The sequence below is a fragment of the Psychromonas arctica genome (assembly GCF_036697365.1).
Classification (GTDB): domain Bacteria; phylum Pseudomonadota; class Gammaproteobacteria; order Enterobacterales; family Psychromonadaceae; genus Psychromonas; species Psychromonas arctica_A.
Map to the genome: position 1 here is coordinate 48,776 of NZ_JBAHZA010000002.1, position 20,340 is coordinate 69,115.

General features: G+C 36.9%; 18 protein-coding genes. 9 read left to right on the forward strand and 9 right to left on the reverse strand.

The genetic code is table 11. The features are described from left to right. Position 1 precedes the first annotated feature (1 nt). Genes pxpB through V5290_RS02310 form a run of 6 tightly spaced genes read right to left on the reverse strand, consistent with a single transcriptional unit; the run spans position 2 to position 4,852 of the window. Positions 2-685, reverse strand: coding sequence for a 5-oxoprolinase subunit PxpB (pxpB, locus tag V5290_RS02285; RefSeq protein ID WP_333381380.1), 684 nt, complete (start codon positions 683-685; stop codon positions 2-4). Beyond that, entirely contained in the window at positions 676-1,431 is a 756-nt protein-coding gene (locus tag V5290_RS02290; RefSeq protein WP_333381383.1) for a 5-oxoprolinase subunit PxpA, read from the reverse strand. Before V5290_RS02290 ends, pxpB begins: the two co-directional genes overlap by 10 nt. Before the next feature lie 17 nt (positions 1,432-1,448). Continuing rightward, entirely contained in the window at positions 1,449-1,979 is a 531-nt protein-coding gene (locus V5290_RS02295) for a winged helix DNA-binding protein (protein WP_333381386.1), read from the reverse strand. Between the two features lies 1 nt (position 1,980). Beyond that, positions 1,981-3,285 (reverse strand): TRAP transporter large permease subunit, encoded by a 1,305-nt coding sequence (locus V5290_RS02300; RefSeq protein WP_333381389.1) that lies wholly within the window; start codon positions 3,283-3,285, stop codon positions 1,981-1,983. A gap of 2 nt (positions 3,286-3,287) precedes the next feature. After that, entirely contained in the window at positions 3,288-3,845 is a 558-nt protein-coding gene (locus tag V5290_RS02305) for a TRAP transporter small permease (RefSeq protein WP_333381391.1), read from the reverse strand. 41 nt (positions 3,846-3,886) lie between these two features. Beyond that, positions 3,887-4,852, reverse strand: a complete 966-nt coding sequence (locus V5290_RS02310) for a TRAP transporter substrate-binding protein (protein ID WP_333381394.1) — start codon at positions 4,850-4,852, stop codon at positions 3,887-3,889. A 587-nt stretch (positions 4,853-5,439) separates the two neighbouring features. Between V5290_RS02310 and V5290_RS02315 the strand changes: the two genes are divergently transcribed. From V5290_RS02315 to V5290_RS02360, 9 genes are all read left to right on the forward strand, one after another. Then, positions 5,440-6,132, forward strand: coding sequence for a DUF969 domain-containing protein (locus V5290_RS02315; RefSeq protein WP_333381397.1), 693 nt, complete (start codon positions 5,440-5,442; stop codon positions 6,130-6,132). Then, positions 6,126-7,031 carry a DUF979 domain-containing protein gene (locus V5290_RS02320; protein WP_333381398.1) on the forward strand — a complete coding sequence of 302 codons (906 nt, stop codon included), beginning with the start codon at positions 6,126-6,128 and terminating at the stop codon, positions 7,029-7,031. The genes V5290_RS02315 and V5290_RS02320 overlap by 7 nt, the downstream gene beginning before the upstream one ends. Before the next feature lie 8 nt (positions 7,032-7,039). Beyond that, on the forward strand, positions 7,040-7,678 hold the full coding sequence (gene pcp / locus V5290_RS02325) for a pyroglutamyl-peptidase I (RefSeq protein ID WP_333381401.1): 639 nt from the start codon (positions 7,040-7,042) through the stop codon (positions 7,676-7,678). 677 nt (positions 7,679-8,355) lie between these two features. Next, the gene (gene dld, locus V5290_RS02330) at positions 8,356-10,086 is read left to right on the forward strand and encodes a D-lactate dehydrogenase (RefSeq protein WP_333381403.1); all 1,731 of its coding nucleotides are present in this window, start codon (positions 8,356-8,358) and stop codon (positions 10,084-10,086) included. A 1,033-nt stretch (positions 10,087-11,119) separates the two neighbouring features. Then, a complete protein-coding gene (locus V5290_RS02335) occupies positions 11,120-12,304 on the forward strand; it encodes an ABC transporter substrate-binding protein (RefSeq protein ID WP_333381406.1) in 1,185 nt (394 codons plus the stop codon). Positions 12,305-12,348: 44 nt separating this feature from the next. After that, positions 12,349-13,218 (forward strand): branched-chain amino acid ABC transporter permease, encoded by an 870-nt coding sequence (locus tag V5290_RS02340; RefSeq protein WP_333381409.1) that lies wholly within the window; start codon positions 12,349-12,351, stop codon positions 13,216-13,218. A gap of 2 nt (positions 13,219-13,220) precedes the next feature. Beyond that, positions 13,221-15,698: an ATP-binding cassette domain-containing protein gene (locus tag V5290_RS02345; RefSeq protein WP_416351593.1), complete on the forward strand. Its 2,478-nt coding sequence runs from the start codon at positions 13,221-13,223 to the stop codon at positions 15,696-15,698. Further along, positions 15,698-16,945, forward strand: coding sequence for an amidohydrolase family protein (locus tag V5290_RS02355; protein WP_333381412.1), 1,248 nt, complete (start codon positions 15,698-15,700; stop codon positions 16,943-16,945). Before V5290_RS02345 ends, V5290_RS02355 begins: the two co-directional genes overlap by 1 nt. Before the next feature lie 164 nt (positions 16,946-17,109). Next, the gene (locus V5290_RS02360; RefSeq protein ID WP_333381414.1) at positions 17,110-17,802 is read left to right on the forward strand and encodes a GntR family transcriptional regulator; all 693 of its coding nucleotides are present in this window, start codon (positions 17,110-17,112) and stop codon (positions 17,800-17,802) included. A gap of 114 nt (positions 17,803-17,916) precedes the next feature. Here V5290_RS02360 and V5290_RS02365 read toward each other — a convergent pair whose 3' ends face one another. From V5290_RS02365 to V5290_RS02375, 3 genes are all read right to left on the reverse strand, one after another. After that, entirely contained in the window at positions 17,917-18,321 is a 405-nt protein-coding gene (locus V5290_RS02365; protein WP_333381416.1) for a hypothetical protein, read from the reverse strand. Between the two features lie 293 nt (positions 18,322-18,614). Next, the gene (locus V5290_RS02370) at positions 18,615-19,304 is read right to left on the reverse strand and encodes a pirin family protein (RefSeq protein WP_333381419.1); all 690 of its coding nucleotides are present in this window, start codon (positions 19,302-19,304) and stop codon (positions 18,615-18,617) included. A 141-nt stretch (positions 19,305-19,445) separates the two neighbouring features. Next, complete coding sequence (locus V5290_RS02375) at positions 19,446-20,336, reverse strand: LysR family transcriptional regulator (protein ID WP_333381421.1); 891 nt, start codon at positions 20,334-20,336, stop codon at positions 19,446-19,448. Positions 20,337-20,340: the final 4 nt, after the last annotated feature.

Genomic DNA, 20,340 nt, shown 5'->3' on the forward strand with positions numbered 1-20,340 from the left:
TTTAAAGAGTGCCGCCCATGTCTAAAAATGTTTGTTTATCTATTGCTTTAAAGCTCACTTGATCGCCCATTGAAAACTTACTGAGACTACTTGTTGTTATATCGATTAAATCAATTGGCGTCCGTCCTATAATCTGCCATCCTCCTGGGGATTGGTTGGGGTAAACAGCCGTTTGCCTGTCAGCTATGCCAACACTGCCTTTAGGAACCGCAGTTCTAGGGCTTTTTTTACGTGGCATGGCAATTTTGTCTGAGACATTACCTAAAAATGCAAAACCGGGGGTAAAGCCAATAGCAAATACACGGTAAGCTTCACTGGTATGGAGTTTGATGATTTCTGAAAAAGCCAATTCTGTATGTTGTGATATATCTTGATGATCTAAAGCAACTTCTTCTCCATAGTAAACGGGCAGTTCAATCTGGTTGGGCTTAAAGTCAGTGATATCCTTTGCGTGTAAATTGTTTACTAGGGCGTTAACGCGACTTAAAAAGTGTTGTAAACCAATTTTGCGTGAGTTACAACTCAGTAAGATAGACGTGTAAGAAGGGATAATACTTTCAATCACGTCACCTAGTTCTTCATTTAATCGACGATAGGCATAATTGATAAAGTCAGCGGTTTCAATGCTAACCGATTCAGCAAAATAGATGATAAGGCTATTTTCATTGACTAGCTTCACTTGCATGTTAAGGACTCTGTGTATTCAGTGATTCGCATTCTTAAACTTTTAGCAATATCAGCAGCTAATTGTCCATCACCATGGATACATAATGTGTCAGCTTTAATTTTTACTTCTTTACCATCGATACTTGTTATTGAATGCTCAGAAACCAGCTTCATTGCCTGCGCGCAAATAATCTCTAAATTATCATGGCAAGCACCTGGTTGACTTCTTGGTGTTAGGCGACCATTTGATAGATATGTACGGTCTACGAAGGCTTCAAATATTAATTCGACACCATATTGTTCAGCTAAAGTAGTGTAATGAAGATGATCGGGTACAGCCATTATCATTAAAGGTAATTCAATATTATAACTAGCAATGGCTTCAAGAAGCGCAATGTAAATTTCATCGTTTTTCATCATCGCGTTATAAAGTGCGCCATGAGGTTTCACATAACTGATAGCGACACCTTCACTTTGACAGATACCACTTAATGCTCCAAGTTGATAAACAACGTAAGCTTTCAGCTCTTCCATTGGCATTTCAATAAAACGTCGCCCAAAACCTTGTAAATCAGGGTAGCCAGGATGAGCACCGATTTGAACGTCGTTCGCTTTTGCATAACGTACCGTTTTTAGCATGACACTTGGGTCAGATGCATGCATACCACACGCAATGTTAGCCATGTCCACATAAGGCATGATGGTTTTATCTTGACCGATTTTCCAAGTGCCGTAACTTTCACCCATATCGCAATTTATTAGCATTGAACTTTCCTTTTTATTTATAGAGAGCTTGCTGCTCGTGAAGCTTGCGCGTACACACCTGAAAGTGTGCGCATTAATTTAGCAACCTCACTGAGGGAACTATCGACGGACAGATGGTCAAGTGCTTGAAGCAAACACTTATCTCGAATTGCTGCATATTCTAAGCAATACTGCTTACCGCTAGATGTCACACTGTAATACGTTTCTTTACCGCGTTTTTCATGTTTCAACATATCGGATTTAACTAGTTTTCTAACCGAATACGAAACGTTATGGCTATCGTCAAGGTTTAGAGTGAAAGCTACATCAGTGATTCGCTTAGCTCGGTCTCTATGATAAATGTTATGAATAACTAAGTTATCCAAAGCACTTAAATTATGTTGTTCACAAGCCGTACTGCATGATTGCATCCAGCGTTGAAATGCGTTGTTAACCATGACTAAGCCGTATTCAAACTCACTTAATTCTTGTGCGTTTTCTCCACCTAAATGTGACGATGACAATATAGGGACGTATTCATTTTTATCGGTATTGGTTTTCTTTACCATATTAACCTCTAGACATTGTGTGTGGCAGCCAAGTGACAACTTGTGGGAAAACAGTGACAATTAAAACGGCCGCGAGTAATAAGAAGAAAAAAGGGAAGGCCGCTTTGGCAACATAAAGTATATTTCGGCCCGTCAAACTTTGAATGACAAATAAATTAAAGCCCACTGGTGGTGTGATTTGAGACATCTCTACGACCAGAACAATATAAATGCCGAACCAAAGGGGATCGATACCTGCTTCAAGCACCATAGGTAAAACAATTGATGTCGTTAATACAACTACTGAAATACCATCTAAAAAACAGCCAAGAATAATAAACATAATAGTTAGTATAAAAAGCAGCATATACGGTGATAAATCTAATAATGCGATATTTTCTGCGAGCATACGCGGTATGCCAATGAATCCCATTGCCATGGTTAAGAAAGCTGCGCCCACTAAGATGAAGATAATCATACAAGACGTTTTAACGGCGCCCATTAAACTATCAATAAAAGTGTTTATTGATAATGAACGACTACTTGCAGCTAAAATTAATGAACCAACCACGCCAAAAGCAGCTGCTTCTGTCGGTGTTGTTAAACCAGCATAAATTGAACCAATGATAAAAAATATAAGTGCACCGATAGGTATCAAGCGCAATAATGATGAAAATTTTTCAGACCAAGTATACTTTTTCTCAGTTTGTGGTGATTTACTGGGATTTCTATAAGACCAAAAAGCCGTATAACCCATAAATAAAATGACTAACATGATGCCTGGCAATGCACCTGCCATAAATAAACGGCCAATTGATACTTCAGCGGCTACACCGTATACGATTAAAATAATAGAAGGCGGTATTAATAAACCTAATGTCCCAGAACCGGCTAAGGTTGCGATAGCCATTTTATCGTCGTAACCTTGGCGTTTAAGTTCGGGTAAAGTCATCTTCCCGATTGTTGCTGCAGTTGCTGCTGATGAACCCGATACCGCTGCGAAAATACCACAACTTAAAATGTTAACGTGTAATAGCTTACCTGGCACGCCAGTCAACCAAGGTGTTAAACCTTTAAATAAGTCTTTAGATAGATTAGAGCGAAACAATATTTCACCCATCCAAATAAATAGGGGTAACGCTGCTAAAGACCAATCGGACACCGATGCCCAAGTCGAAGTACCAAATAATAAGCCAAAGTTATCATTACCAATCAAGGTCATACCAGCAATGGAAACAGCTATCAGTGTGAATGCAACCCAAAAGCCACTGGCTAATAGAGCGAATAAAACACCTAGTAAAATAAATCCAATCATCATCTCATTCATTATTAACGCTCCGTGTTCAATGAATTTGTAGTGGTAACATCGATTTGTTCGCTATCTACCAATGCTTCCTCTTCTGATTTTGGTAGCATTTGTCCTAAAAATAGGTGACAAATAGTTTGGTCAATAATAGCGATACTGAAGATCACCATACCTAAAGCTAAGGGAAATTGAACAATCCAGAGTGGCACAGGGATGTAGCCTGATGAAAGGTCATTGTATTCATATGACTCTAACGCTAATAACGCAGATTGCCACGTGAGATAAATAATAAGCCCCGAGCCAAGTATTAAAATAAACCTCTCTATCCAACGATTAATTGAGACAGGCAATTTAGAAATAAATAAATTCACGCGGATATGATCGCCACGACGGAAGGTATAGGCTAATCCTAAAAAGCTAGCCGCAGCTAATAAAAATCCTGCAAAGTCATCACTAGAAGGAATTTCAATGCTAAACCACCGACCAATTACGCGGGCTAAAATAACGGCACAAATGGCGACAATACAAAGCCCCGATAATGCACCAGAAAAGAAATAGAGTTTATCTAATAGTGTTCTCATTATCAGGCTCTCCTTAATAGACTATCAATAAAAGTAAATTGTTATTTATATGCTTCTAACAAAGCTTTGCCTTTACTTCCTGATTCTTCAGCCCATTCAACTGCCATATTTGCCCCTACTTTTTTTAGTTCAGTCATTAAGGCATCACTAGGTTCAGTCACTTTCATTCCGTTTTTAGCTAATTCAGCTGTTTTCTCTTTTGTTTCTTTTATTGCCATTTCCCAGCCACGCGCTTCAGCTTTTTCTGCTGCAGCTAATAGTGCGGTTTGCAATGGTTTATCTAAACGTCTGAAAGCACGTTTGTTAACAATAACCATATTTTTTGGGATCCAAGCTTGCACATCGGTGTAGTGATTAACGTAATCCCAAGACTGGCTGCTCACACCGGTTGTTGGTGATGTGATCATCATATTCACAATACCTGTTGAAAATGCTTGAGGTATTTCAACAGTTTGTACTGTTGTTGGTGAAGCTTCTAAGAGAATAGCTAAGCGAGAAAGGGTAGAGCTGTAAGATCGTAATTTTGCACCTTTAAAGTCTTCAATCTTATTGACGGGTTCTTGGCTGTAGATACCTTGTGGAGGCCAAGGCACTGAATAAAGTAGCATTAAACCATCTTCATCTAATTTAGCTTGAATTGCCGATTTAGATACATCGTAAAGTTTTTTAGCTTGTTCAAAATTGGTCGCTAAGAATGGCACATTGTCTAATTTATAAATAGGATCATCATTGCCCATTATCCCAATAAAGACTTCACCAATAGGTACTTGTTGGCTACGCACTGCTTTAGGGATCTCTTTATGCTTAATCAACGAAGCACCTGAGTGGATAATAATTTCTAATTCGCCATCGGTTGCTACTTTTACATCATTAGCAAATTGAATATTGTTTTGAGTATGGTGTGTCGCATCAACGTAAGGCGTTGCCATATCCCATCGGGTTGCTGCAGAACTAGTTGCTGAACCGATTACTGCAATGGTGAGTGCTGCAATTTTGAATATTTTCATAGATTATCCCTTATCAATTATAGAAAAAATAACATCCAATTACATATCACATGTAAATCACATTTAATTTACATGCTAATTATTTTCATTGCAGATTGCATACCAAATCAAGCGAACTGAAACACATTTATTAAGCTTTATGTAATAAAAACATCTATGACGTCAATAAACACGCCGATTCTCATTGATTTATTCTTTTATTGTTTCTTATTGATTTTTTTAAATGGAGAAGAGATAAAAGGTGAACTTAGCTACTTTATTAATTTACAACACACTACTTTGGGGCAAACACACACCAAATAAGTGCACCATGTTAGGTAAATGATTTGTTTAAACTACATTCATTACTTTCCAATAAAACAAATCAGTACAGTAAAAGCCGTTTTTACTGTACTGACTAACTATTTTTTAGCCACCATCAACTTTATTTATTTTATGGCATAGTTGATGCTTTAATTTTTTTGTGTTTTATGAGTAAAACGCGTGTAAATCGCATGCAAATTTAATTTGGTGTGTTTTTTTTGTGCACAACTTAGTTGTTTAGTAGACATAATAAACCGTAAATATAAAGACAAGGAGAAGTTAGAATGATTGATTTTTGGCCATTGATTGGCATAGGGATAATTACTATTGGGTTCATGCTCAGACTAAATACTTTGCTAGTTATTCTTATCGCAGGAGTAGTAACAGGGTTAATTTCACATTTACAAATAGTTGAAATACTGAGTATTTTAGGGGCTTCATTTACCAAAAACCGTTATATGTCTCTATTTATTTTGATTTTACCTATGATTGGTTTACTTGAACATTATGGGTTAAAAGAGCGTGCTGAAATTCTTATTTCATCTATGAAAAATGCATCAGTGAGTAAAGTGACTTTTGCTTATTTATTGTTAAGAAAAGTAACTAATGCAATGGGGTTGAGCTTAGGAGGTCATCCTTCAATGGTACGTCCATTGATAGCACCTATGACTGAAGCAGCCGCAGTAGCTTCTAATCCTGCTATCACTGAAAAACAGAGATTACGTGTAAGAGCGTTTGCAGCTGTGAGTGAAAACTTTGGAAACTTTTTCAGCCAGCTTATTTTTATTGGTAGCGGTGGTTTGTTATTGATTAAAGGCGTGTTAGATGAAGCAGGTTACGCGATGGAGCTTGATGATATGTATGTTTGGGCAATTCCTACTGCGTTATCGTCTTTGGTTATTTTCTTTATCTTTTCTAAAATTGAGCAAAAGAAAGCGACCTCAGTATCTAAAGTTGCGGAGGAGTCAGAATGTTAGAATATGTATATCAAGCTACTGGCCTTCTATTGATCGTATTTGCTGTGCAATCCTTCCTTGATAAAGGCAATAAAAAACGCTTCGGCACAGGGGCATTTTGGCTAATTTATGGTTTATCTTTTCTTTTTGGTCCACTTCTTCCGGATTGGTTTGTTGGTGTGATGGTTTTGTTAATGACGATGATCGCCGCGTGTGGATTGATGGGAAGCGGTAGTTACGGTTACTCTGAAGAGAAATTCAGAGTCGCAAGTGCTAAAAAATTAAAAAATAGTATGTTTATTCCTGCAATCATTATTCCTGTGGTCACGGTTTTATGGTCAAAAATGACTGACTCAAGTGCATTAATTGGATTAGGGATAAGTGCTGCATTGGCTTTAATTGTGGCTATCATTATTACCAAAGGTACTGTCCAACAGAGTGTTCATGAAGGACGCCGTTTAATTGATACCATTGGTTGGGCAGCGATTTTATCTCAGTTCTTAGCGGCACTTGGGTATTTATTTGGTGAGGCTGGTGTTGGTGAAACAGTTTCACAAATAGTGAAAGAAATCATACCTAATAATAACTTATTTGCTTACGTCATGTGTTACACATTCGGTATGGCCCTGTTCACTATCATTATGGGCAATGCTTTTGCTGCGTTTGCTGTTATTACAACGGGTGTTGCTATCCCGTTATTGATTATCGAACAATCTGGTAATCCTATGATTATTGGCGTAATCGGGATGCTGTCAGGATATTGCGGTACGTTAATGACACCAATGGCTGCTAATTTTAATATTGTTCCAGCTGCTTTATTAGCGTTAAAAAATAAAAATCAGATCATATTTCTACAACTTATCCCAGGTTTATTAATGTTGACCATTAATACATTCCTAATTTACTTATTAGCATTTTGAGGTTAACCATGAAAAAACTATTAATTACTGGGTTTGAACCCTTTGGTGGAGATGATAAAAATCCTGCATTGGAGGCTGTAAAACGACTTGAAGGTTTGGAGCTTGAAGGAGCCGTAGTGGTAACTTGTAGTGTGCCCGTTGTATTACAACGCTCTATTGATACCGTTATCCATGAAATTGAAAAGCATAAACCAGATTATGTGGTTACTGTTGGTCAAGCAGGAGGGCGGTGTGCTATTACACCTGAAAGAGTTGCTATCAATATTGATGATTACCGAATTCCCGATAACGATGGTCACCAACCTATTGATCAAAAAGTAGAGGAAACTGGCCCCGATGCATACTTGTCAACACTGCCAATTAAAGCCATGGTTAAAGCGATGCAGGATAAGGGCATACCAGCACAAGTTTCTAATACAGCTGGAACATTTGTCTGTAACCACCTATTTTATGGTATCCAACATTATTTAAGAGAGACTAATATCAAACATGGTTTTGTGCATATTCCTCTAATGAATGAGCAGTGTACTGATGGTAGTAAACCAACTATGTCATTAGACTCGATTATTGAGGGATTAAGTATTGCTGCACAAGCTATAGTTGATAATGATAAAGACATCAGCTTTGGTGCTGGAACTATTTGTTGAGTTTTTTGTTCAAAGCTGAAGAGAGAAATTTTAGGCATATAGATAAAAAAGTGATGGTTATATCAGTGCCGACAAAGTTCCAACGGGACCTTTAAAAATAACAATAATTAAAACTGTGTTCATATGGTTCGAACTGTAGTCCATTCAATCCAACTTTAATTGGATTGAATGGACATCTAAGTTTTAGAGACTATTTAAGCGTTCGTATAAAAGTAAGGCCAGCGTTAATTAATGAAACCTTACAGCAGTGCTTAGCGTAAACTTTGTTGTTATCGTGGTGCATCATATTCATTCTATTTCTTACTTCATGACACAATAAATATAGGGAGGAATGCTGTTATATCCTCGGGCAGTTTGATACTTTTAGATTTTTCCTAAAATGCTAACTAAGCCACTGTTAAGCTTGCCTATTAGTTGTACGATACAGTCATTGAGCATCTTGTAATGTGAAGCGCTTCTACAACAACTAACATATCGATGCGAAAGTTTGGGATACAAAAGAATCACTTTTCTTGTACTCGATCAATAAACAACACCATAGGTGTTTTGAGTATAAAAATATTGGTCTCATTATTTCAAAAAACAGAAAAATGAAATTTAATTTAACTGTATATTAACATTTTGTTAACCTATGCAGTCTCTTCATAAAAATAAAGCTTTATCTTTCGGAGTGAAAAATGTCCCAACATCCTGCAATCGAAAAATTCCAAAATGTATTATCTCAAGAGCATGTTGTAACCAATCAACGTCGAACGGAGCACTATCGTTCAGGTTGGCGATCTGGAAAAGGCACAGCATTAGCAGTACTTTTCCCTCAGACGTTAATCGAATATTGGCACGTATTAGAAATTTGTATTGCTCATAATTGCATCGTTATCATGCAAGCTGCTAAAACAGGATTAACTGAAGGGTCAACACCGAGCGGTGATGATTATGATCGAGAAGTTGTGGTAATTAATACGTTGGCAATGAATCAACTTATTATGTTGGGTGACGGTGAGCAGATAGTTAGCTTTCCCGGAACTACTCTCCATAAGTTAGAAAAGACCTTAAAGCCTTTGTCTCGTTCACCACATTCAGTGATTGGATCGTCTGGTCTAGGGGCAACCGTTGTCGGTGGTGTTGCGAATAATTCCGGTGGCGCACTAGTTAAACGTGGTCCTGCTTATACAGAATTAGCGCTTTTTGCACAGGTAAATGAAAAAGGTGAGTTAACTCTCATCAATCACCTAGGTATTGACTTAGGCAATAGTCCAGAAGAGATTTTACAAAATCTTGAAAATGGTCAATTTGATCATGCTTATGTTGACCCTGAAACTAATAACAATCCGTTTACAGGTACTGGCAAACAAGCCAGTGCCAGAAACTACCAAGAATTATTGCGAGATGTCGATGCTGATACGCCAAGCCGTTATAATGCTGATACCTCTCGCCTGTATGAAGCGAGCGGCTGTGCCGGTAAATTGGCTGTTTTTGCTGTGAGACTAGATAGCTTTCCAGTGCCTAAAAAAGAGAAAACCTTTTATATAGGCACCAACAGTGCTGCGGCATTAACGACACTAAGACGTAGAATTTTAGCCGAATTTACTAACCTACCAGAAGTGGGCGAGTATATGCACCGTGATATCTTTGATGTGTCCCAAGATTACGGTAAAGACACTTTCTTGAGCGTAAAATATTTAGGCACAGATAGAATGCCTAAATTATTTGCATTAAAAGGTCGCATAGATTCAGCTTTGAAGAATGTAAAATGGTTACCAAATCATCTTACCGATCGCGTCATGCAATTTGCAGCAAATCTATTTCCGCAACACCTTCCAAAACGTTTACTTGAATATAGAGAAAAGTTCGAGCATTACCTTATTTTGAAGGTAAGTGATGATGGCATTGCTGAAGTCGAAGCTTTTTTACCTGAGTTCTTTGCGGATAAAGATAATGGTGAATATTTTGAATGTAATGCAGAAGAAGCCACTAGTGCATCATTACATCGTTTTGCGGCAGCTGGTGCGGCAATACGTTACGAGGTGCTAAATCAAAAGCAAGTCGGGGAGTTGATCGCCTTAGACATCGCATTACGTCGAAACGAATTCGATTGGGTTGAAGAGTTACCAGCATCACTGCAAGATAAAATCGATAAGTCTTTATATTATGGACATTTTTTCTGTCATGTATTTCATCAAGACTATGTATTGAAAAAAGGCGTAGATGCCAAAGAAGTGAAAGCGGAAATGCTCAAAATATTAGATGACCGTGGAGCAAAATACCCAGCAGAACATAATGTAGGACACCTGTATAAAGCGGAAGATGGACTAGTACAGTTTTATAAAAAATTAGACCCGACCAATACTTTTAATCCGGGCATTGGGAAAATGGAAAAAACTAAACGTAATTGTTCTTGCTGTTTATAGCCTTGAAAACACACTCGTACTAACTTCCTTTTAATTCTCTGAGTGAAGAAAGAACTATCTCGGTTATGTCGTTCAGTTTTTGGTTGAACGACATAACCGAGAAAGGTTAACTTTTTCGATGTCTAAAAAGAAAAGCTCAATTTTTACTCCCCAAATGCATTTTTTACATAGCTATTATTTATTTGGTGAATTAGTAGTCGATGACTTTAGTTATAATACTCAGGCTTGTTTCATATGTATGTTGTCGATACTTTATATTTCCGGTATTAATACGAACTTTTTCAGACTGTCCACATGGCAAAGATTAGATCAATAAATTTTTATCTTAAGCCAAGGGACTTATAATGAAAACTGAATTGTTCAAAGAAGCTGCCTACAAAGTCTGGGGAAGACCAACGACCTGTTAGAGAGAATCCATCCTATAGTCAAAAAACCTTTATTAAAAATGGTGACGACAAAGTATCTAGCGCTGAATTTAAAGGCCAAGATACAAGCATTAGTTATTTAGATAAAAACAATGATGGTTATATCAGTGCCGAAGAGCCTCCAATAGTACAGCCAAAAAATAACAACAATTAAAACAGTGCTCTTATGGCTGGAACAGTAGTACGTACAATCCAACTTTAATTATGCCTCGATTTGTGTCGAGGTATAATCTTACCCTCCCAAATAAAACCATCTTGACTTGCACTGTTCTTATCACTTGTCAGCGATACTTAGTTCAATATTAATGCTTAGTTTACTTTCTTATTTTAAAACCAATATTTAAATTAATTATTTAAGCCTCTAAAGATTAGTTTTCAAAAACATTCCTATTTCGATAACTTGATTTGTATCTAAATTGATCAAATTAAGTGCGTTTAGGTAACTTTCGCTCTCATTTAGTGCAGATAAATATTGTAAACCCTAGCAAACAAGGGAGGTGTAGTTTGGCACTGTTATTGCTAGCTATTTAATTGTGATTGCTAGCAATACTGTTTATTTAGCTAGCAATTTAGGGTTTGTCATAACAATCAGATGGAAAAGGTGATGTATGAATTTATCAATGATTAATAAAGCGTTAAAAAAAGGACTTTGTATCAGTATTTATAGTGTATTCACTATGGGGGCTGTAACTGCGCAGGCGGTTGAACCTATTAAAGTAGGCCTAGTTGCTGCTTTATCTGGACAATCTGCAAAATCAGGTGAAGCAATTACTCGAGGGTTAACTATAGCTATAGATGAGATTAATGAATCTGGTGGGGTGTTAGGACGACCATTGGAACTAGTGAGACGAGATGATGAAAGTAATCCATCTAAAGGTTTGTTGGCATCAAGAGAGTTAATACAAAGAGAGAAGGTCTCTGTTTTATTTGGTGGTTTAGATACGCCTGTATCATTAGCAATCGTACCTGTAATTAACCAATTAAAGGTCCCGTTTATGGGCGTTTGGGCTGCGGGTACGCCGATTACTAAAAATGGCGCTAAAGAGAATTATGCATTTCGTGTATCTGCGGTGGATGAAGTAGTTGATGAAGCTTTAGTTAAATATGGCGTTGATAATTATGCAATGAAAAAACCAGGCATGATTTTAATTAACAATCCTTGGGGTGAATCTAATGAAAAGGGCTTAAAGCAATCACTTGCATCACGCGGAATTGAATATACGGTTATTGAAAGAATTGAATCAAGTGATCTAGATGTTATTCCTCAACTAACTAGGTTAAAAGAAAAAGGGACTGATACATTATTAATGGTAGCAAATGTTGCACCTTCAGCTCAGGTTGTAAAGTCATTAGAGCGTATGGACTGGGATGTACCTATTGTTTCTCATTGGGGACCAGCTGGTGGTCGTTTTGGTGAGTTAGCTGGCGCAACTGCTGATCGCGTACATTTCATTCAGACTTTTACCTTCACTGACACAGAAAGTGGAAAGAGTGGAGACATATTTAAAAAGCTTCAAGCTAAATTTCCTGAGATCAAATCGATTGCTGATGTAACTCCTGCTGTAGGTATTGCAAATGCTTATGATGCGATGCATTTAACCGCTATTGCGATTGAACAAGCAGGGAATACTAAAGGTAAAGACATACGTAACGGTTACTACGCTATCGATAAATATGACGGCCTAATAAAAAGTTATAGCAAACCTTTCAGCAAAGATCAGCATGATGCTATTGAGGCTAATGATTATATCTTTACACACTTTGTAGATAATCAAATTGTACCAGTTAAGTAATTTATGTACTGGCAGGGATGCTATTTAAATATTTAGGAGAAGTTATGTTATCAGCCGCCATTATCACAGGCCTTGGGCTAGGCAGTATGTACGCGTTGTTAGCCCTAGGTTTTCATATAACTTACATTGTTAGTAAAACCGTTAATTTTGCTCAAGGCAGTGCAATGATGGTTGGCGCTATTGTTGCGTACACATTAACTATTACTTGGGGCTTTCCATATTGGGTTGCATTTTTTATCACTCTGATAATTTGTGCTGTATATGGGCTCGCTATTGAGCGGTTTTTAGTTCGACCTTTTGCAAGCAAAGGTTCCGAGGCTTGGTTAATGGCAACGGTGGCTGGTGGTATATTAGTTGATAATTTGGCGTTGTTTTCTTTCGGTAAGGAACCTCGCCAATTTGTTAGCGAATTTGCAAGTTTAAGTGTTGATATTTTTGGCGGCAATATTTCAGCTTTACAAATTATTATCCCTTTAGTGGGTATCGCGATTACTGTTTCTTTAGTACTGGTTGGTAGGTACACGCGTCTCGGAAAGGTTTTGCAAGCATGTGTGCAAAACCCTCAATCAGCTCAATTAATGGGTATTAATGTAAGCCGAGTTGTTGCTGTAAGTTTTGCTATTTCTACAATATTTGCAGCTATTGCTGGAATTTTAATTGCTCCTTTGTTTGCAGTGCACTCTGATATGGGAACCTTGTTTGGTCTGAAAGCTTTTGCAGTTGCAATACTAGGGGGGATTGCTAGTGCATATGGTGTATTCATGGCTGGCTTAATCTTCGGATTACTTGAGGCGGTCGTAACTATTTATTTTGGTTCAGCTTTTACACAAATTATTACTTTTTCATTAGTTATTGTTGCACTTGCAATAAAACCTAATGGATTATTTGGCAAGAATAAGGAGGTCAAGGTATGAACATGGCCAACAATAGATCTTTACTATTTCTTGGGGTGCTAACCCTTGTTAATTTCACCTTATGTTTTTTATTAGATAGTTATTCATTACTTGTATTTACTCTTTGTGTATTAACAGCATTAGTTGGTATTGGATTAAATATTTTAATGGGGTTAAGTGGGCAAATAAGCTTCGGACACATCGCTTTTTACGCTATTGGCGCTTATGTCAGTGCGTTGCTTTTACTAAATGGAGTACCATTTTTCTTAGCCATATTAATGGCTGCTATCGCTTGTGGTCTGGTGGGCGCTCTTTTAGCTATCCCAGCAATGCGAGTTAGCGGGCCCTATCTAGCGATGATCACTATTGCATTTGCTTTCGTAGTGCATCATGGATTAATTGAATGGCGAAGTTTAACTGGGGGTGGTAATGGATTAATGGGGATACCAATGCCAATGTATGGCGAAATGGATCCTAGCCAAATATTGGCAATCATCGCTTCTTTTGCATTGAGTGTTTGTTTAGTTCTTTATGCCTACCTCTACAACAGTGGGTGGGGGAAAGCGATGAGATCTGTTAAAGCAAGCCCTATAGCGGCAGGTTCATTAGGCTTTAACGCGGTTCAAACGAAAACATTAGCCTTTGCTTTATCCGCCAGCTTTGCAGGGTTAGCCGGCTCAATTGTACCTCCATTAATGTTATTTATAAGTCCAAGTACATTTCCATTTTCTCAATCTATTTTATTTGTATTAGTCGTAATCATTGGTGGTACTAGTACTCTATGGGGGCCAATTTTAGGTGCTGCCATTGTAGTTTTACTCCCAGAAGTATTATCTCCTTTAGCGGAGTATCGTTTATTGATCTTTGCGGTGTTATTACTTGTTGTTTTATGGGGGGCACCGAGAGGTATTCTAGGTGAAATACAAGCTAGATTTGTTCGTTACAAAGAAGAATTACCACCGAAGTCTGTTAATAGGCATTTGATTTCTAAATTTTATGATCGATCAGGTAATGGTTTAAAAGCCTTAAAAGTTGAAAATATTGGCATCCAATTTGGTGGTGTTAAAGCAGCACAAAATATTAGTTTTGAAGCTGAAATTGGTAAAGTAACCAGTATTATTGGCCCTAATGGAGCAGGTAAAACAACTGTATTAAATATGATTAGTGGGTTTTATAAGCCTAATCAAGGAAACATTAAGTTGTTTGATGAATTAGCGGGCAAAAGTGCTTATCAAGTAGCTCGCTGTGGTATCGCTAGAACTTATCAAACTAGCCAATTATTTGATGATATGTCTGTATTAGAAAATTTGTTAGCGGCTATGCAGAAAGGGCAACTAGGGCATCCATTCTTATCCAGTAAATCAGGGCAAAAAGAGTTAGCTTTAAATTTGCTCTCTCTTGTTGGATATAAGGGAGGTTTACATACACCAACTCAAGATCTACCACACGTTGATCGCCGTATTGTTGAAATTGCTCGATCTTTAGCAATGTGTCCTTGGGTTTTATTATTAGATGAACCTGCAGCGGGTTTGAGTCGAGAGGATACAGATAAGTTATCTACATTACTGAAAACAATTGCCAGTTTCGGAATTGCAGTGATTCTTGTGGAGCATGATATGCAATTAGTAATGGGAGTGAGTGATAAAATTTTAGTGCTAGATGCTGGTCAACCAATAGCAATGGGGGCCCCTAATGACATTAGGAATGACGAGAAAGTTATTTCAGCTTATTTAGGTGGTACAAGTTATCAAGCAACGCCTAGACAAGCAGTATGGAAAGCGAAAAGACAATCTGTTCTATTTACTAAAAATTTAACAATAGATTACGGTGCTGCCCCGGTTGTTGAAAAAGTTAACATTGAAGTTAATCCTGGTGAGCTTGTTGCTATTTTAGGGGCTAATGGAGCAGGGAAAAGTAGCATCTTACAGGCTTTGGCTGGACTCAAGCGTCCAATACAAGGAAATATTGGGTTGCAAGATGAATATATACAAGATCTAACTGCCAATGATATTGCTAAAAGGGGCTTGGCGTTAGTGCCCGAAGGTAGGCAGTTATTTGGTGAGTTATCAGTTAAAGATAACCTATTAATCGGTGCTTACTCTCGCTCTGACAAAGTAGATGAAGAGCATGAATTAAACGATATATTAACTCGTTTTCCTAGACTTAACGATCGAATTGATAGTCCTGCTGGACTTCTCTCTGGCGGCGAACAGCAAATGGTAGCAGTTGGTCGAGCATTAATGGCTAAACCAAGTATTTTATTATTGGATGAACCTTCATTAGGTTTATCACCTGCGATGATCGGCGAGTTATATGATGCTTTAGCTGATCTGCGAGATGATGGTGTAACTATTTTATTAGTCGATCAAATGGCAAATTTAGCATTACAAGTTGCTGATAGAGCATATGTGTTAGAAACAGGGAAAATTGTTAAATCAGGTACAGCGGAGCAATTATTGTCTGATCCTAAATTAGAAGAAGCTTATATGGGGGCTCGATAATGGCTATTGATACTATTATTATTAATTGTTTGCTTGAGGGTAAAAAAGAATTAAGTTGCGTTTTTATTGAGCAGGGGAGATTTGTAAAATTCTTAGATCAAAAAGAGTTATTACCATCTCAATTGCAGGATGTAGAAATGATTGATGCAAAAGGTCAATTAATGTTACCTCCACTAGTAGAAACACATGTTCATCTAGATAAGGCGTGTATATTTTCCCGTTGTGAATTACATAAAGGAACCTTGTCTGAAGCAATTGAACAAACAGCAAATGCTAAAGCCAATTTTGATTATGAGGATGTGTATATTCGCGGAAAGAAGGTAATTGAAAAAGCTATCAAACAAGGGACGAGTTATATGCGTACCCATGTTGAGATTGATCCTGTTATTGGGTTGACGGGGTTTCGAGCGATACAACAGTTAAAACAAGATTATGCTTGGGGAATAACGTTATCATTATGTGTATTTCCTCAAGAGGGTTTACATAACAATGAAGGAACTCATGAACTATTAGAGCAAGCATTACAATCTGGAGCAGATTTATTAGGGGGCTGTCCTTACACAGACAGCTTACCGGAAAAACAAATTGAAACACTTTTTGAGCTTGCTAATAAATATGATGTAGATTTGGATTTTCATTTAGATTTTGATCTAGATAGTAATCATATGTTATTGCCACATGTAATTGAAATGACCAAAAAATATAATTATAAACATCGTGTTACAGTTGGTCATGTTACAAAATTATCAACCATCCCTATGGATAAATTAGCCGTTATTGCACAAGAAATGGCAATAGCTGGAGTTCATCTAACCGCTTTACCAAGTACTGACTTATTCTTAATGGGAAGAGAGTTTGACCACAATATACCACGAGGTGTTGCTCCATTAATGCCTTTGACTAAAGCAGGAGTGAATTGCTCTATTTCGAGTAATAATATTGAAAACCCTTTCACTCCTTATGGTGATTGTTCACAGGTAAGACAAGCTAACTTGTTCGCAAATATTGCTCAGTTAGCAACGAAAAAAGAGTTAGTACAATGTTTAGATTGGGTTTCTTCTGATTCAGCTTTATTAATGAGAATGGATGATTATGGTATTGCCGTTAATCACTCTGCCGATGCGATTTTTTTCCCTGTTCGTGAGAGAGCTGAAATTATTGCAACGATTCAGCCTCCAAGCTTTGGAATTAAAAGTGGAAAGATAACATTTTCACGTGATGATACGCATTTATACCCACCTAAATAAATTTTTAACGGTTAATTAATATTGATGAAAATACTGTAATACCATGAAATATAATTGTTTTAATTTCTATTTGAGTGACATTACTTTTGATTTATACAAGTACATTGCAGTATCATATTTTATAAGCTAGCAATATAGCTAGAAATTTAGGATGTATTGATAAAATGAAAAAAGTAGTAACTAACAAACAACAAGAAATACAAAGAATTATTACTACGCTTTCTAAGGCTATTGCTCAACATAAATTAAAACCTGGACAACGTTTAGTTGAAGCTCAAATTGTCGAAGCGTTGGGGGCAAACCGGAATCATGTTCAATCTGCTTTGCAGCGTTTAGCGTTGCAACATATTGTTACTGTAGAGCCTAATAGGGGCTCTTTTGTCGCTCAGCCAAGCTCAAATGAAGCAAGAGAAGTTTTTGCTGCGAGACGTGTTATTGAAAGAGGGATTATAGAAAATATAACTCAACAAACAATACTTGATAATTGGCATAAAATTGAAGTCCATATGAAAAGTGAAAATCAAGTTACTAAAGGAAACGATCGACGTGTTATTGTTGGTGTATTAAGTGACTATCATAAATTACTAGCTGAGATATGTGGAAATACAGTTTTAAAAGAGATGTTTGAAAATATTATGGTTCGAAGTTCTCTTATTGTTGCACTGTATCAGAGGAATGATGTCCCATCTTGTCAACATAATGAACATCAGGAGATAATTGATGCGTTAAAAGTAGGGGATCAAGCATTAGCTATTGAAGTTATGCTAAAACATTTACAACACTTAGAGTCTGAGTTAGTACTCGATAACACTAGCAGTTCAACGTCTGATTTAGTGATGGCGTTAAAAGAAATTTAGGTTGCTTATTATTAGCAAATTGGGAATGCATAACTAAGACTCATTACTTTGTAATAAGTTTTAGTTACATAAATTTAAAAATGTTAACATTACAGTAATTTATAAGTTTGAATTTTACTCAACTAGTCGATTTATTTCAGGAGTTAATATCCACTCTGCACTATCATTAAGTACATCCATTTTTGTAATCTTTCCCTGACGAACCTCGAATCTATCAGTGTATCGATTACCATTAAACGGAGTGCCGTCTTTCCATTTTCCGTATAAAAAGCCTATTGAATAAACAATACAGTGATCTTCTTTTTGGACCGCATCAGTCTGTTTTATTGATTTTTTAACCCACTCATATCGACTTTTATTAAATTCTGTTATTTGTTGTGCATTAGCCATTTCTCGGCGGCCAGTAAAAGTTATTTTAACATCATCATCCATAAAAGTTGCTGCAAGTGTTGGGTTGGGTTCCATTGATGCTTCTAGAAATTGATTTACTACTTCAACAGCTTTATTTAAATCATTCATATTTACTCCTTTAAATTAATCAAAAAATTCAAACTAGATAAATTGATACTACCTATTTATGTTAACAGGATTGCTAGCAATTACAATTAAATTGCTAGCAATCCTTTTTGTTAATTTTAGATAAATAGATTTAAGAATAGTTTCTGAAAGCTCAGGTTAATAAGTTTCATTATAAATCAGTTTGTTAAGAACAATTCACTCATGGGTTCGATATCACTTTCACCTACTCATTAGTTTATTTATTGTGTGTTTAAGTCTTTGTAATAATAATAACGCTAGGGTTTTAGCGAATACTACCTAGGTAAATCAAACCATAGCGCTTCAATATTGGTGTTTGCGGTAATTAGAGTTTCTTGTTCTGGATCGATGGAAAACGCATCGCCTTGTTTAAATACTTGTCCATCTGCTGATATCTCGCCTTTGATAAGGTGCAAATAACCAATTCTTGCTTCTGTTTGTAACTGAAATGTTTCACCTGCTGCTAACACTAAGCGAGAAATCGAAGCATTTTGATTGATAGATAAAGTGCTATCTTCACCGTTTGGTGTTACTAACTTAGTGAATGCTCCCTGTTGATGGATTTGTTTTTGCTGGTAACTCGGCTTAATACCTTTTACATTAGGCTCAATCCAAATTTGCAAAAACTTAACTTTATCAGTTTGTGAGGCATTGAATTCAGAATGCATGACACCTCGTCCTGCACTCATTCTTTGTATTTCACCTGCTGGAACAAGGTAGTTGTTTCCTGAGCTATCTTCATGTTTCAACACTCCTTCAATGACATACGATATAATTTCCATATCACGGTGTCCGTGTTCTTCAAACCCTTTACCGGCCAGCACCATGTCATCATTGATAACACGTAATACAGATATACCCATGTGTTTAGGATCGTAATAACTCCCAAACGAGAAAGTATGCTTACTTTGTAACCAACCAAAATTTGCGACACCTCGATCTTCAGCTCTTCTTATATATTTCATAAGTTCGACTCTCCGTTATTTATGTGGAGTCCATACTAATGTTTCACTAAAGTGATTAAAATTAGTTAATTTAGCATTTTTTGTTCTAAAAAATAGAATGGTATAACGACTTCATCCTTAGACTTTTATGAAATCATTTCACTAAATTGCACAGAGTGATTTAATCGTAGTTATAAAGTCCTGAGCTACTGGTCCCAACGCATCAAGGTCTTTAAATGTTAAATACAGTGATACTGACCGTTCACTGTTACCATCGAGAGGAAGTGGGATAAGAGTGTTATTTTCAAGTTTATCTTGTATTAAATTTAGTGGTAACCATGCGAACCCTAATCCTTTTGATACCATATCGATTGAGCTTTGCATGTGACTAACTGTCCAGCGTTGGTTTGCTTTAAGCCAACCATCATTGGCTTTTTCTTTGTTATTTGATGTTGAAGAGTCTCTAACTACTATCTGTCGGAATTTTTTCAGATCTTGCAGTGTTAAATTTCTGTCAATCTTACTAAGAGGGTGGTCTGGTGTCACGACAGCACCAAACTTAATTTCACAAAGATGCTCACTCAACCCAGCCCCTAGAGAGTTTGGTGAAATAGCGATTTCGACATCTTCTTTATCAAGCATTTCATTTGCACCACTTAATATTGATTCAAGTAACTCAATTTGAACGGTTGGGAATTTTTCGGATACCTGCTCTAGTGCTTGGTAAAGTAATGTACGAGGGAAAACTTCATCAACGGCAATCTTGAGATGGCTTTCAATGCCTTGACTTAATGTTAGTCCGATATCCTCGACCTTCTTAGCCTCTTCCAGTAAATAGTCTGAACGTCTTAATATCATTCGTCCAGCTTCAGTTAAAACGGTTTTTCTTCCTTCAATCAAGAATAGTTTTACACCGAGTGACTCCTCAATTTTGCTTACAGCATTATGGATACTAGATTGGCTTTTATATACATGCTGCGAAGCTTGGTTAAAGCCACCAAACTCAACAACAGCATGAAACATTCTCCATTGTTCTAAAGATATTTTTAGCATTATT

What these genes read in the sequence shown, in the direction of transcription:
- pxpB (WP_333381380.1), bottom strand. Translation starts at nt 685, where the DNA reads ATGCAAGTGAAGCTAGTCAATGAAAATAGCCTTATCATCTATTTTGCT.
- V5290_RS02290 (WP_333381383.1), bottom strand. Translation starts at nt 1,431, where the DNA reads ATGCTAATAAATTGCGATATGGGTGAAAGTTACGGCACTTGGAAAATC.
- V5290_RS02295 (WP_333381386.1), bottom strand. Translation starts at nt 1,979, where the DNA reads ATGGTAAAGAAAACCAATACCGATAAAAATGAATACGTCCCTATATTG.
- V5290_RS02300 (WP_333381389.1), bottom strand. Translation starts at nt 3,285, where the DNA reads ATGAATGAGATGATGATTGGATTTATTTTACTAGGTGTTTTATTCGCT.
- V5290_RS02305 (WP_333381391.1), bottom strand. Translation starts at nt 3,845, where the DNA reads ATGAGAACACTATTAGATAAACTCTATTTCTTTTCTGGTGCATTATCG.
- V5290_RS02310 (WP_333381394.1), bottom strand. Translation starts at nt 4,852, where the DNA reads ATGAAAATATTCAAAATTGCAGCACTCACCATTGCAGTAATCGGTTCA.
- V5290_RS02315 (WP_333381397.1), top strand. Translation starts at nt 5,440, where the DNA reads ATGATTGATTTTTGGCCATTGATTGGCATAGGGATAATTACTATTGGG.
- V5290_RS02320 (WP_333381398.1), top strand. Translation starts at nt 6,126, where the DNA reads ATGTTAGAATATGTATATCAAGCTACTGGCCTTCTATTGATCGTATTT.
- pcp (WP_333381401.1), top strand. Translation starts at nt 7,040, where the DNA reads ATGAAAAAACTATTAATTACTGGGTTTGAACCCTTTGGTGGAGATGAT.
- dld (WP_333381403.1), top strand. Translation starts at nt 8,356, where the DNA reads ATGTCCCAACATCCTGCAATCGAAAAATTCCAAAATGTATTATCTCAA.
- V5290_RS02335 (WP_333381406.1), top strand. Translation starts at nt 11,120, where the DNA reads ATGAATTTATCAATGATTAATAAAGCGTTAAAAAAAGGACTTTGTATC.
- V5290_RS02340 (WP_333381409.1), top strand. Translation starts at nt 12,349, where the DNA reads ATGTTATCAGCCGCCATTATCACAGGCCTTGGGCTAGGCAGTATGTAC.
- V5290_RS02345 (WP_416351593.1), top strand. Translation starts at nt 13,221, where the DNA reads ATGGCCAACAATAGATCTTTACTATTTCTTGGGGTGCTAACCCTTGTT.
- V5290_RS02355 (WP_333381412.1), top strand. Translation starts at nt 15,698, where the DNA reads ATGGCTATTGATACTATTATTATTAATTGTTTGCTTGAGGGTAAAAAA.
- V5290_RS02360 (WP_333381414.1), top strand. Translation starts at nt 17,110, where the DNA reads ATGAAAAAAGTAGTAACTAACAAACAACAAGAAATACAAAGAATTATT.
- V5290_RS02365 (WP_333381416.1), bottom strand. Translation starts at nt 18,321, where the DNA reads ATGAATGATTTAAATAAAGCTGTTGAAGTAGTAAATCAATTTCTAGAA.
- V5290_RS02370 (WP_333381419.1), bottom strand. Translation starts at nt 19,304, where the DNA reads ATGAAATATATAAGAAGAGCTGAAGATCGAGGTGTCGCAAATTTTGGT.
- V5290_RS02375 (WP_333381421.1), bottom strand. Translation starts at nt 20,336, where the DNA reads ATGCTAAAAATATCTTTAGAACAATGGAGAATGTTTCATGCTGTTGTT.